General features: G+C 51.2%; 9 protein-coding genes and 1 tRNA gene. 5 read left to right on the forward strand and 5 right to left on the reverse strand.

Annotated features, from left to right (window positions below; genetic code table 11):
• Positions 1-249 precede the first annotated feature (249 nt).
• The 3 genes from ACHHZ6_RS24270 (at position 250) to ACHHZ6_RS24280 (ending at position 6,739) form a co-directional block, all read left to right on the forward strand.
• Positions 250-2,226 carry an N-6 DNA methylase gene (locus ACHHZ6_RS24270; protein WP_395123173.1) on the forward strand — a complete coding sequence of 659 codons (1,977 nt, stop codon included), beginning with the start codon at positions 250-252 and terminating at the stop codon, positions 2,224-2,226.
• Positions 2,223-3,533: a restriction endonuclease subunit S gene (locus ACHHZ6_RS24275; protein WP_182410848.1), complete on the forward strand. Its 1,311-nt coding sequence runs from the start codon at positions 2,223-2,225 to the stop codon at positions 3,531-3,533. Before ACHHZ6_RS24270 ends, ACHHZ6_RS24275 begins: the two co-directional genes overlap by 4 nt.
• Before the next feature lie 74 nt (positions 3,534-3,607).
• Positions 3,608-6,739, forward strand: a complete 3,132-nt coding sequence (locus tag ACHHZ6_RS24280; protein ID WP_047363936.1) for a type I restriction endonuclease subunit R — start codon at positions 3,608-3,610, stop codon at positions 6,737-6,739.
• Positions 6,740-7,132: 393 nt separating this feature from the next.
• Here ACHHZ6_RS24280 and ACHHZ6_RS24285 read toward each other — a convergent pair whose 3' ends face one another.
• From ACHHZ6_RS24285 to radC, 3 genes are all read right to left on the reverse strand, one after another.
• Complete coding sequence (locus ACHHZ6_RS24285) at positions 7,133-7,672, reverse strand: recombinase family protein (protein WP_038624167.1); 540 nt, start codon at positions 7,670-7,672, stop codon at positions 7,133-7,135.
• 236 nt (positions 7,673-7,908) lie between these two features.
• The gene (locus ACHHZ6_RS24290) at positions 7,909-8,259 is read right to left on the reverse strand and encodes a DUF2787 family protein (protein ID WP_038624165.1); all 351 of its coding nucleotides are present in this window, start codon (positions 8,257-8,259) and stop codon (positions 7,909-7,911) included.
• Positions 8,256-8,687 carry a DNA repair protein RadC gene (gene radC / locus ACHHZ6_RS24295; RefSeq protein WP_052133856.1) on the reverse strand — a complete coding sequence of 144 codons (432 nt, stop codon included), beginning with the start codon at positions 8,685-8,687 and terminating at the stop codon, positions 8,256-8,258. Before radC ends, ACHHZ6_RS24290 begins: the two co-directional genes overlap by 4 nt.
• A 447-nt stretch (positions 8,688-9,134) precedes the next feature.
• Between radC and ACHHZ6_RS24300 the strand changes: the two genes are divergently transcribed.
• Positions 9,135-11,648: a phage/plasmid primase, P4 family gene (locus ACHHZ6_RS24300; RefSeq protein WP_395123174.1), complete on the forward strand. Its 2,514-nt coding sequence runs from the start codon at positions 9,135-9,137 to the stop codon at positions 11,646-11,648.
• Positions 11,649-11,897: 249 nt separating this feature from the next.
• A complete protein-coding gene (locus ACHHZ6_RS24305) occupies positions 11,898-12,098 on the forward strand; it encodes a hypothetical protein (protein ID WP_395123175.1) in 201 nt (66 codons plus the stop codon).
• Between the two features lie 99 nt (positions 12,099-12,197).
• Here the strand turns inward: ACHHZ6_RS24305 and ACHHZ6_RS24310 are convergent, their stop codons facing one another.
• Both ACHHZ6_RS24310 and ACHHZ6_RS24315 read right to left on the reverse strand, forming a co-directional pair.
• On the reverse strand, positions 12,198-13,853 hold the full coding sequence (locus tag ACHHZ6_RS24310) for a DUF6538 domain-containing protein (protein ID WP_395123176.1): 1,656 nt from the start codon (positions 13,851-13,853) through the stop codon (positions 12,198-12,200).
• Positions 13,854-13,981: 128 nt separating this feature from the next.
• A tRNA-Phe gene (locus tag ACHHZ6_RS24315) sits at positions 13,982-14,057 on the reverse strand.
• Between the last annotated feature and the right edge of the window lie 5 nt (positions 14,058-14,062).

Genomic DNA, 14,062 nt, shown 5'->3' on the forward strand with positions numbered 1-14,062 from the left:
TAAATAGTGGTGCCCGGACTCGGAATCGAACCAAGGATTCGTTTCTATAGCAACGAAATCACCGAATAACAGTGAGTTACCTTTACGCTTCGATTCCGAATGTACCACTATTTTGTACCACCCTCAATGCCTTCTGCTCCTTCTTGATACTTTTAACGCGGTGTGGCCCACACATGATCAGGCTCCTTGTTTACCAGAGGGGCGACGGGGTATTCTTGCCAGTAATTTTACACTTTCGGTATCAGCCTAATGACCACTAATATTTCTTCTTTAGCCAGCCTTATCTGGTCCGTTGCCGACCTGCTGCGTGGTGATTTCAAGCAATCCCAGTATGGTCGCATCATCCTGCCATTTACTGTACTGCGTCGTCTTGAGTGTGTACTCGCTCCTACTAAGGCACAGATACTGGCAACAGTAGAAAACACAAAGGCGCTGCCAGATCTCGCGAGAGATAAATTACTGCTCAATGCGTCAGGTCAGGCGTTCTATAACACCTCGCCGCTGGAACTGAGCAAACTGGGCGAAAATCATGTGGGTGATAACCTGGACGCCTACGTGCGGGCTTTCTCGAAAGACGCCCGTGAGGTCTTCGAACATTTCAGCTTCGAAGCGAGCATTACCCTGCTGGAAGACGCGGACCTGCTGTATAAAGTTTCCCGTTCCTTTGCGACGGTAGACCTGTCACCTGAGGCGGTCGACAACTACCACATGGGCCTGGTGTTTGAAGAACTGATCCGTCGCTTTGCGGAAAGTTCGAATGAGACCGCCGGGGAGCACTTTACCCCACGTGATATTGTGCGTCTGACGACCTCTCTGGTGTTCTCTGGTGATGATGATGTCCTGGCAAAACCCGGTGTCGTTCGCTCCATCTATGACCCAACGGCGGGTACTGGCGGCTTCCTGTCCTGTGGGATGGAATACCTGCATGAACTGAACCCGGCAGCTCGTCTTGCCACCTTCGGTCAGGAGCTGAACCCGGAGTCCTATGCTATTTGTAAAGCCGATATGCTGATAAAGGGGCAGGACATCAGCAACATCAAGCTCGGTAACACGCTCTCCGATGACCAGCTTCGCTTTAACCGTTTCGACTACTGCCTGTCGAACCCACCATTCGGCGTGGACTGGAAGAAAGTAGAGAAGCAGGTGCGTGATGAAGCTGATAAAAAGGGCTTTAATGGGCGCTTCGGTCCAGGTCTGCCACGTGTATCTGATGGCTCTCTGCTGTTCCTGATGCACCTCATCTCGAAAATGCAGCAGCCCGGTACTGACAGTACTGGTTCCCGTATCGGTATCATCCTGAATGGCTCCCCGCTGTTTACCGGTGGTGCAGGGAGTGGCGAGAGTGAAATTCGTCGCTATATTCTGGAAAACGATTTGCTGGATGCCCTGGTCGCACTACCAACCGATATGTTCTACAACACGGGCATTGCGACCTATGTCTGGGTACTGTCGAACCACAAACCCGCAGAACGTAAAGGCAAAGTCCTGCTGATTAACGCCAGTGATATGCATTCACCGATGCGTAAGTCTTTAGGCAGTAAGCGTAAGTTTCTGAGCGATGAAGTACTGAAAGAGATTGTCAGTCTGTACAGCCGCTACGAAGAAAGCTCCATCGCCAAAATATTCCCGAGTACTGCTTTTGGTTATCGGCGTATTACAGTAGAACGACCGCTGAAACTGGCGTTCTATCCACATGACACGGAACGACTGGCGAACCTGCAAGCCGATAAGGCCTGGACGAAACTTGATGGCTCTTTACAGGTGGCTATCCTGGCAGCACTGGCGAGCTTCACTGATGACAAATTGCTCTCACGTGATAAGTTCAAGAAGCAACTCACCAAAGCGTTAGGTGATGTGAAGCTACCTGCTCCGGTATTCAAGTTACTGGTGAATCATCTGGCTGAACAGGATGATGCAGCCGAGGTGTGCAGGACTAAGGGTGAAGCGGAACCGAACCCGGAGCTGCGGGATAACGAGAACGTGCCGTTAGGGGAAGATATTCACGAGTACTTCAAACGTGAAGTACTGCCCCATGTACCGGACGCGTGGATTGATACCGGTAAGACGGACCCGCTGGATGGTCAGGTAGGGATTGTCGGCTATGAAATCCCGTTTAACCGCTACTTCTACCAGTACCAGCCACCTCGTGATTTAGCTGAGATTGATGCTGATCTGGATGAGGTTGCTCGTGAGATTATGCAATTGCTGGCGGAGGTGCATTCATGAGTACTATGGAACAAGTGGAAGTGGGGAAATACCATCCGTATACTGGGTATAAGGATTCGGGGGTTGAGTGGGTCGGTGATATGCCAGATCATTGGCAAACTAAGCCGGCCTTCGCTGCTGTAATGGAGCAATGCATAAAAAACAGTGATGGTGCAGAGTCGAATGTTCTCTCTCTTAGCTATGGAAATATCGTAGAGCGTGATGTTGAAAATAACTTTGGTTTGCTACCAGAATCATTCAATACATACCAAATTGTTAACCCAGGCGACATTGTCCTACGTCTCACAGATCTGCAAAATGATAAGCGTAGCCTGCGTGTTGCCCGCTCTACATTGCGAGGCATCATTACATCAGCATATTTGAAGCTGGTTTGTGGTGATGAACTTGATAACCGATATGCATATCGTCTTTTGCATTCGTACGATACAACAAAGGTGTTTTATGGGATGGGGGGGGGACTGCGTCAATCCATGAAATTTGAGGATTTTCGCCGCTTACCATTCTTGTTACCTCCAGCAGAAGAACAACGCACCATCGCCGCCTTCCTCGACTATGAAACCGCCCGTATCGACAAGCTGATTGCCCAGCATCAGCGACTGATTGAACTACTCAAAGAGAAGCGGCAGGCGGTGATTTCCCACGCTGTCACCAAAGGTCTGAACCCTGATGCACCGATGAAAGATTCCGGCGTAGAGTGGCTGGGGGAAGTACCGGAGCATTGGCTGGTATCGTCTTTGAAGTTCATTTATAAGAATCTTGATTACAAGCGAATACCACTTAGTGCTGAAGAACGGGGGTCAAAGCAAGGTGATTACCCCTACTATGGTGCGTCAGGAATTATTGACTCGATCGATGATTATTTGTTCTCTACTGATCATGTGTTAGTTGGGGAAGATGGTGCAAATCTTGTAATGCGTTCAACGCCCATAGCTTTTGTCGCTACAGGTCAGTACTGGGTGAATAATCATGCACATATACTGCGTATGAATGATGGTCTCAATAGCTACTGGGCTGCGGTTATTGAAAATTTGGACATATCCCCCTTTGTTACTGGTTCTGCTCAACCAAAACTCACAGCAGAAGCTCTTGGTAACTTAATCGTGGCATATCCGAAGACATTGCAAGAACGCATTGAGATACAAGAGTTTATTAATAGAGAAAAACCTAAATTTACTACTTTGATAGATAGAGCTGAACATCAGGTTCACCTCCTCAAAGAACGCCGCACCGCTCTAATTTCCGCTGCTGTTACAGGCAAGATTGACCTGCGTGGCTGGACTGCATCGACTCAGGAGGCAGCCGCATGAGCTGGATAAATTGCCATGCCAGGTTAGCAGCAGCCAGTACTGTCATTTTGTTGCAGCTATGGTTGGGATAATTAATGGATAGCAAAGCCCGTGAACGAGCCTTTCAGGACCATATTATTGCTGAGCTTGCCAGTACTGGATGGTTAATCGGTGATTCGGCCCATTACGATAAAGAACGAGCTCTTTACCCGGAAGACCTGATTGGTTTTGTCCACGAGAGCCAGCCTGATGGATGGCAGAAGTACTGTAAAACGTACAGTGAAAATCCTGAGCGCCATCTATTAGATGCCGCAGTACGTCAGCTAACCCGTTCCGAAGGTGGTACGCTGTGGCTACTACGAAATCAAATTGAGGATCGCGGGCATCGTCTGAAAGTAGCGAGCTTTAAACCAGATAATGATCTCAATCCAGAGTTACTGATGCGTTATCAGGTCAACCGCCTGCGTGTGGTACCTGAGCTGATTTACAGTCCTCATGGTTATGATGGGCGTATCGATCTCACGCTGTTCCTTAACGGTATCCCGGTTGCAACACTGGAACTTAAATCTTGTTTCAAGCAGTCCCTTGAAAACGCCAAGAAACAATATCGCTATGATCGCCAGCTTAAGACTTTGGGTAAAGTCGAGCCCCTGCTCAGTTTCCGTCGGGGAGCACTGGTTCACTTCGCAGTGAATCAGTTCGAAGTGGCGATGACGACCAAGCTCGCAGGGGAATCAACCTTCTTCCTCCCCTTCAATAAAGGAACCTCAGAAGGTGGGGCCGGTAATGACCAGCCAGAAGTCGGTTATGGTACTGAATACCTGTGGAAAGAAATCCTGCAACCGGATAACTTCCTGCGAATTCTGGCCCGTTATCTGCACCTCGAAGTCAAAATTGAAGAAGACCCACTCGGTAAGCAGCAGAAGAAAGAGACGATGATCTTTCCCCGCTACCATCAGTGGGCTGTGGTGCAAAAACTTCTTAGTACTGTTCAACTCGAAGGGCCGGGTCAGAAATACCTTATCCAGCATTCCGCAGGTTCTGGTAAGTCAAATTCCATTGCATGGCTAACTCATCAGCTCGCCTCGCTTAGTCAGGGCGGGGATAAACTGTTTGATTCGGTTATTGTGGTGACAGACCGTACCGTGCTGGACAGCCAGCTACAGGAGACGATTGGTCAGTTCGACCATGCATCCGGTGTCGTGAGCCGTATTAACCGTGATGAAGGGGACAGCAAGTCAGCACAACTGGCCGAAGCCCTGGCAAACGGTACGCCCATCATCATCGTGACCATCCAGACCTTCCCGTATGTCCTGAAAGCCATTCAGGAATCCACCACCCTCAAAAGCTCACGCTTTGCGGTCGTTGCCGATGAAGCTCACTCCAGTCAGAGTGGCAGCACGGCCAGACAGCTACGTGAAGTGCTGATGGCGGAGCAGATCGAAGAGGAAATGTCAGCAGAAGACATGATGAACCTGACGCTGGCGGCCCGTGGTGGCAGTAAGAACATCAGCTATTTTGCCTTCACGGCAACCCCAAAGGCTAAGACGCTGGAGCTGTTTGGTCGTCCTGATAAGCTGGATATGCCACTGAGTCAGGAGAACAAGCCGAAACCTTTCCATGTGTATTCCATGCGGCAGGCCATCGAAGAAGGCTTCATTCTCGATGTACTGAAGAACTACACCAATTATTCACTGGCCTATAAGCTCGCCATGCAGACCGAAACTGACAGCGAGGTGGATTCCAAAAAAGCCCGTACCCGTTTGTCTAAGTGGGTACGCCTGCATCCGCACAATATTGGGCAAAAAGTCGCGATCATCGTAGAGCATTTCCGCTCTAATGTGATGAGTCTACTGGCCGGTCAGGCCAAAGCGATGGTTGTCACCAGCAGCCGCCTTGAGGCCGTTCGTTACAAACTGGCCTTCGACAAGTACGTCAAAGAACAAGGTTACGGGGCCATACAGGCTATGGTGGCCTTCTCCGGTGAGATTGAAGAGGAGGGGCAGACCTTTAACGAGCGAAACATGAACCCTGATCTCAATGGTCGGGACATGCGGAAAGCATTCGATACCCAGGACTATCAGGTCATGCTGGTGGCGAACAAGTTTCAGACGGGATTTGACCAGCCGAAACTCTGTGCCATGTATGTCGATAAGAAGCTGACTGGCGTTGACTGTATTCAGACGCTTTCCCGACTGAACCGCACTTCTCCGGGTAAGGACAGTACTTTTGTCCTGGATTTTGTGAATGACCCTCAGGATGTACTGGAAGAGTTTCAGAAGTACTACGAGACGGCGAAACTTGAAACCGTGTCAGACCCCAATCTGGTATATGACCTGTTCCATAAACTCAAAGGGACGGGCATTTTTACCTGGAGTGAGGTCGAGTCATTCACTGATGCCTATTTCGATCATAAGCGTGGACCAGAGTCCTTAACCGGCTATATCAAACCCGCCGTAGACCGGTTCAGTAAACGCTACAAGATCGTCAGTGAAGCGATACGCGAATCCCGCAAGATACTCAAAGTCATTGAGCTGGAAGGTGGCTCAAAGACCGATAAGGTGAATGCTGAACGACGCGTAACCGAAGCCGCAGAAGCCAGAGCGGAACTCGATTTGTTCAAGAAGGACCTGAACAGCTACATCCGCTTCTACGAGTTCGTGTCGCAGATAACGCTATTTGATGATCAGGAGCTGGAACGCCTCTGTGTCTTCGCCCGTCACCTGCTACCGATGCTTCGTCAGGAAGTACTGGAAGAAGACGAAATAGACCTTTCAGCTGTGATCCTGAGTCATTACAGCCTCAGGGCTAAACGCACCCAGGACCTGAAACTGAAAGAAGATGCTCAGGGTTATGGTCTGGAAGGTGTATCGGCAGTGGGTAGTGCTAAAGCCCGTGAGGAAAAGAAAGACTTCCTCTCGCATATTCTGGAACAGCTTAACGATTTGTTCGGTACAGAAGTGACCGATGGTGACAAACTCGACTGGTTGCAGGGTATGGCGAGTAAAATTGCTGAGAACCAGCCGTTAATGGAGCAGGTACGCAACAATTCCCGTGATGCCATTATGTTAGGTGATTTCCCGAAAGCGGTCGATGCTGCTGTGATTGAGCGGATGGATACGCAGAACGGCATGTCGCTGGATTACCTTTCCCGACCGGACGCGGCTAACCGTATCCAGAGCCTGTTGCTGGACATACTGCTCAAGGGGCTGGGTGGACAATTATAGTGTGCCAGGGGGGCCGTAGGTTCCCCTTAACACGAAAGGTTGCTTTGACAAACTGAAATGCACTGAAACGAGCACGTCACGGAGGAGGAATACGGAAATTTTAGCCAAAGGTTACAGGAAAAGTTACAACGAAACCCTTACGTGGTGAGGCTTCCAGGTCATTCAAACGTTGTAACCTTTCAAACGCCATCCTAAGACATCTATAGAGGTAGTCTTACCATATATATTACGAATGGCTTTATTAAATAAATATTATATAGGGAGGCTATAGATTTCTACAGGCATGTCACTTGGGACGTTTGTACGGTTACAACGTTTATCCCTGACTGGCAGATTGGCACTACAGTGGGAAAGCGGCTGGCAAAAAAGGAGAATGACTCTCCTTTTGGGCTTTCAACTGGCTGCAATACGATGAACACTCGACACGCTAATCCCTAGCCGCTTCGCGACAGTCGCTTTGGCAATGCCTTGCGAGAGAAGGTACAGCACCTCGTCTCGTTTTTCCATGGCGGTTGGCTTGCGGCCTTTATAGACACCTTTAGCCTTCGCCAGGGCAATTCCCTCGGCCTGACGCTCAAGCATGATCTCCCGCTCGAACGTGGCGATGGCCCCTATCATGGTCAGCATCAGCTTGCCAGTCGGGGTGGCCGTGTCGATGCCAAGGTTCTGTATCTGTAACGTTACCCCTTTTGAATGAAGCAGATCTGTGATTTCCAGCAAGTGCCGGGTATTCCGGGCAAGTCGATCCAGCTTGGTTACTTTCAGGACGTCCCCGGAGCGGGCGAACTCAAGCATTGCCTGTAGCTGTGGCCTGTCCGTTTTACTGCCGCTGATTTTTTCCTGAAAAACTTTTTCGCACTCTGTCAGTGCCGTCAGTTGCTGCTCCAGCGACTGCCCCGTAGTCGAAACACGGGCGTATCCTATAATTGCCATGATGGCCTCCTGATAGGCTCAAAGACCCTGTAAGAGAAACGTATCAAATCCCGAAAACAAACCCGTGTGACAAGCATTGCCGGGGGTTCTCCGTTTGTCGCACGGGCATGGGCTATTTGTGTGGGGTTAACAGTACAAATCTTCGTCGGAGTAGCGGGCAGCCATTCCCCGGAAGAACACGGTGGCGAAGGTCGTGATTGCCATAATCAGAGCTTCGACGAGTAATGCTTTCCAGTTCATGGTTTCACCTCGTAGACATCTGCCCGGTAGTAGGCGATGAAGTTTCGCTGCCAGAGACTGAAAAGTTCTCCGTAGCGTCGAATATCGCTGCATCCGGTGAAAGGTTGAAACCCGATGCCCTGCCCGAAATCGAAATCCAGCGACTTCTCCAGTTCAGGCCACACACCGAAGTAAGCAAACTCGGTAACGTAGTCCAGCCTGTCACCAACCAGGCGGATTTCAACCGGGCGGTAGCCACCTTCCGGCGAATAATCCGGTGATCGGAAGTTAAGGATGCACTCTCCGGGCTTACGGTGCTTCTCCAGTATCGCGATGAAGCCCCGTTGTAGCGGCAGTATGCAGTTCATAGCCATCCCCTTTCGGCGAACGATACGGTTCGACCACCGCCAACGACGATGTGATCCAGCAAGCGGACTTCAATCAGTTCCATTGCGTCTTTAATACGCCCGGTAATGGCTCTGTCAGCTGCGGACGGCTCGGGATGACCTGATGGATGGTTATGAGAGCAGATGACCGCAGCGGCGTTCAGACGAAGCGCTAAGCGGGCTATTTCACGTGGATAGACACTGGTGGAAGCGATAGTCCCGTAGAACATTTCCTTGTACTGAAGAACCTGATTCTGGCTATCCAGAAAGATGACAGCAAAGACTTCCTGCTCACGGTCGCCAAGCTGTAGGGCGAGATAGCTTTCGGTTTCACGTGGTGAGCTCAGTGATTCGTTACGGTACAGCCGTTGAGTTAATAGCTCTCGGGCTTCATTGATGATGTCGTGCATAATTATCTCCTGTGGTTGTATGCACGTTTCTTGTACCGGAGGGGGGGCGGATAGTTGAATGCCGATTAGTGCCGATTCCTGTCGGGTGCTGCTGTGGGCGATTTCACTGATGGGACGCTGATAATGAGGAAACGGAGGGGCTTCAGTGCCGATTCTTAGTCATTTTTCATAAAGTCTACATGAGAGATCTCGTAGAAAAGTTTTACTAATATGCCTCAGAATCGGCACTCGCTGGGGTCTGCTTGCTGTTCTTATTGGTGCAGCGGGGAAAGCGGCGAAGCACCTTCTAGTAGGAATCGGCACGGGCCGGGTTTGCTGACAAATCTTTGCATTCCTCGATTTGCTGCAAGTAACAACCAAATCGACGAATCCATCATATCCCCTGTCCCGGCTGCTCTTTACAAGCGGTATTTCACCAGGGTAGTCTCTTTCTCGCGGTCCCATTGGATGGTCACACAGTGGCCGGGTACGCAACTGGACTGGCTGTGTCCGATATACAGCTTGGCATTAACCATGCAGTACAATTTCACTGAGCTTAACGCTCTCCCCATCGCAGACGTTTACACTAACGTTACTGGTCTTGGCACCAAACCCTGCGGCACTGACTGTGTCGAACCTGAAGATGAGAGCTGCCCGCTCTGTGGTCATAAGGGTTGTTTCCGCCTGCATACTGACACAAATCAGGCTCATTGTTATTCCTGTGGCGATCATTCAAGTGTAATCGACCTGGTGATGAAGCTTTGCGACCTCTCATCGCCAGTCGAGGCCGCCAGTGCTATCACAAAAATGGAGTTCGAACCGTACACATCGGTGGAGGTCGTCCCGACAGTACCAGAGCCGGATACCCGTAATCTGGAGCGGCTGACAGAAATCAACGCGGCAACCGCTGAGTATTACCACCGAAATCTGCTCGGTAAGATGGATGCACTCGTATATCAGACGGTAACGCGGGGTCATAACGTTAAAACGTTGATGGCGACTAAGGTCGGATATGCTGATGGCGGGCTTGTAGCGGCGCTACGTGAGCGTTTCAGCGATGAGGAAATTCTGGAGACAGGTATGGTCCGCCTCCAGAATAGTCGCCTGGTAGATTTCGCACCTGCCGGGGTGTATGCCTACCCGCATTTCGTTGATGGAAAGGTTACCCGTTTCACCTTCAAAGATCCTGCCAAAGAGTTTAAGTTCCAGCAGCCAAAACGGTACTGGCTGCCGGGCGCATTATGGTACGGACAGGAATCGCTGGAGCGCCCTGGAGCCATCGCCCTGGTCGAGGGAGAGAATGACCGTCTGGCGTTAATGGAAGTCTATGACGGCCCGGTACTGGCTTCTATTGGTTCTGTCAGCCGCGAGCAGGTGGAGTTCATCAAATCGCTGGGCCGTGAAGTGATCACTTTCTTTGACCATGACGATGCCGGTGACCGCTATCGCCAGAAATTCGATGCTAGACACATTGTCGTTCCAGAACTGGGCGGTGATATCGACAGTTACCTCCGTGGCGGTGGCGACTTTATGAGTCTTTTGGCAACTTTCACGCCGAAGTTTGAGGTCATCGCTCCTCTGGCTGCCGGGGCCTGCGGGTCCGAAAGCTTCAATGATACCGGGAATGCCAACCGGATGGCCCGTCTCTACGGACCCGGCCTGCGGTATATCCGGGAAACTGATACGTTTATCCATTGGCTGGATCACTGCTGGGTTCCTGCCGGGGTGCAGATTCTGGAATATGCCAAACAGACTGCGAATGCTGTGCTTGCTGAAGGCCAGGCAATGCTCGCTTCGGGCGACGAGAATATCCGTAAACGTGGAGCCGACCAGGTTGCCTATGCCAATCGCCTGCACAATCTGTCTCTGATGAAGGCGATGATTGAGCTACTAAAGCCGAAGGTTGAGGTTCGCACGGTGGAACTGGATGCTGACCCGATGCTTGTTCGCGTCAAAAACGGAGTGATTGAACTTAAGACGCAGCGCTACCGTGAAAATCGCCGTCAGGACCTGATTACCAGCGTCTGTCCGGTGGAATATGATCCGAAGGCTGTCTGTCCGACATGGGAGCGATTCATTGCAGAGATCACCTGCGGTGATGCAGAACTGGCTGCCTTTCTGAAGCGCCTCGTGGGCTACATGCTGACGGGCCGGACCGATGAACAGCTTCTGTTTTTCTTCTACGGTCATGGTAGCAACGGTAAATCGACGTTTATCCAGGTCATTCAGGCCCTGATGGGCACCTACGCGACGCAGATTAACAGTGATGTGCTGATGGCTAACCGCAGCGTCGGCGGTCCGAATGCATCTCTCGCCAAATTACCTGGTAAACGCCTGGTCGTTGCCAATGAATTACCCGAAGGTGGTCGCTTCGATGACATGCTCATTAAGTCGATGACCGGGGGCGATACGCTTGTTGCCCGTCAGGTGTATGGAAAGCATGAAATTGAGTTCACCGCTCAGTTCGCGCTGGTGATTATCGGCAACCATAAGCCTGTCATCCACGATATGTCACACGGAATGTGGCGTCGTATGTGCCTCATCCCTTTCGCGGCTCAGTTCTCGGCGGAACAGGCGGACCCGACGCTTCCGGCTCGTCTACTAGCTGAACTGCCTGGCATCCTTAACTGGGCGCTGGAGGGTGTCGCAGAGTGGCAGGAGCACGGCCTCAAGCGCTCCCTCCCGGCCGCAGTAGTCAAGGCTAACGACGATTACCGCGAAGAGAGCGACCTGCTGGGTGAGTTCCTGAGCGGCTGTATCCTTCAGCCTGACGCTTACACCCCGGCGACGGAACTTTACCAAGCATTCCAGACGTTCGCCTGCGAGGGTAATGAATGGCGTATGACCCAGCGTGTCTTCAACAAAAAGATGGCTGAACGTGGATTCACCAAGCTTCGCCGTGACAGCAAGGCCGGGTTCCGTGGGATTGCCCTCACCGCCGATATGCCACGCGTGTTTGAGTCGGTCGCACTGACCGTGTAGTGCTGATTATTTGTTCCTCTCTGCTGACTCATAACGCTGGCAGGGAGGGCATACCGGAGAATTAACAGTAGTCTAGTGCCGATTATTCAGCATATTAGAAAACTCTTTCTGAATGAACCTTCATGGTAACTTTATGAAAATAGCTAAATAAACGGCACTCAGTGATGCAGTACCGCCTTATTCGTTGCTCTGGCAGTGATATCACCCAGCGAACACTCTGGCACGAATCGGCACTGACAGGAGATTTCTATGAACCAATTACGATTGATTATCGACCGCCAGAAACGTCCCAACGGTTATAACTGTGCGATTGACACTGAACTGGATGAACTCCCGGTGGCGACCATCAAAGCGCTACACAGACACGTGCAGGGCTACCGGGGCGGTCTCACCTATGACCGGGCAGATTTCATCATGCGTAACCTCCTGTGGCTCCTTGGGCGGCTATGACGTCAAGGCTATCGTTACCGACCATACTCAGCGTGAAACGCAGGTTTATCCATTCTGATTTACCGGGCACGGATGCCCGGATTGTCTGGTAAAAGTAAGTTAAGTGCGGCTCCGCTGAAGGTTCAGTCTTGGGATTTGCTCGATGACGCTACGCTGGGCCTGTACGCTTGTTTCACCATAACCGTGACTGGCCTTCGCTCTGTCAGATGAATTTTCGTTATGTCCGAGAATGCTGTCCTGGATTTCCTCGCGAATGTTCAGATCTCGGCATAGCGTAACGAGCGTATGGCGGAAGCTGTGGGTCGGCTTGATGCCCTGCCGCGTCAGGCCGTGTTCCCGAATGTAGTTCCCCCACCAACGACCGTAGTTGTATGAATATTTCCGGTTCACTTCTGACTTATCGGCAAAGAGCTGATTGGTGCTGGACTGCACGAAATCAAGGAAGCCCAGTTCAATCAGGTGGCTGTGTATCGGGAACTGGCGTGTGTTACCCATCTTGATCGACTGGCCTTCACCCATTGTCAGCCTGAAGCAGGGTGTACCGTCCACTTCCACGATGTCACCCTTACGGAGCTGGGCGATTTCTTCAACGCGGGCACCGCAGTAGTAGAGAATTATCGGTATCCAGTATGCCATAGCCCCATATGGCGTTTCTTCACCGTGGAATACGGGCAGAGAGAAGATACGGCTGATTTCATCGCGACTGAAAGATCTGATGACTGTCGGGCCAGCGACGACCTTACGTTTCTTAAGCTTGCCTAGCGGGTTCTCTGTTAGCTTGCCGTCCTCTACCGCGACGCGGAAGACCGATGACAGCTCTTTAAGTATATTTTCAACACGGACAGGGCTGATTTTTTCACCTTCAGCGTCCACCTGCTTGTGCAGTGGCAGTAACCGTACCGCCTTAGAAGGACGGGATGGGAGCTTTTCGAGCAGGTTACGGAAGTCGGCGAGGTCAGTAACGGTGATGTCCTCTACGGCCTTCTGCCCAATAAACTCAATGAAGCGATTTGCCGATGTTGTGTAGGCGATAATCCGACTTTCTGCACGCAGTGGTTCATGACGCATAACGTGATCTTTATAGCGTTCGAACAGGTCTGCGAAGGTGAGAGTTTCAGGTCTTTCTGCGGGGAGAACGTCCAGACCTTTGCTTCTGGCGTAGCGCTGGGGGCGAAGATTCAGAAGGTAAGCATTGGTGATATCGCTACGCCGTTCAGCCAGTCGCCATGCCAGACGGATTCGCCAGGCCGGGGTGAGAACGAGGGGCGTGTATTCCAGAGCTTCATCCAGCTCTACAACCATCAGCTTGCAGATGGATTCGTCACGTTCTGCCTGCCATGTTTCTGACTTGTAGCGGGGCTTGCGTTCGCGGTCTTCCAGCCAGTCGTGAATGATGTCGTTTTCCGGCGAGTGGAACATTCCTGTTTTACCATCGAGAACATCTTCAACGAGGTATCGATCCCGGATTAGCTCGTCATTCTGCATGGTACGTGAAGCCCATACACCAGCGATCATCTCGATATCGGCATCAGTTAAGGACTCTTCCGCTTCAAGCTGCTTTTCTGCCAGCCTGAGCATCATGTCGATCTGAATGATTTTTGCGGGTGCACGTTCTCTGGCCTCCCTCACGTCTTTGGTATCAAGGGTGAACTTGATCTCACGTTTATTGAGGATGCCTTGCAGGTGTTTGGGGACGGCTTTACGGACGAGGTAAACGCCGAAACGGTTCTTTGTTGGCTGTATCATAATGCCCATTTTGTACCACCTTTCTGTACCACCGGGAAGCGGGGCCGGAGGAAATTAAAAAGAGGTAACTACTGGTAAACCAACAAGTTATTGACTCAAAAAGCAAAACCCCCGCCGAAGCGAGGGTTATAAATGAGTGGTGCCCGGACTCGGAATCGAACCAAGGACACGGGGATTTTCAATCCCCTGCTCTACCGACTGAGCTATCCGGGCAACGG

The organism is Enterobacter cloacae complex sp. 2024EL-00214 (genome assembly GCF_043945575.1).
Lineage (GTDB): Bacteria > Pseudomonadota > Gammaproteobacteria > Enterobacterales > Enterobacteriaceae > Enterobacter > Enterobacter cloacae_P.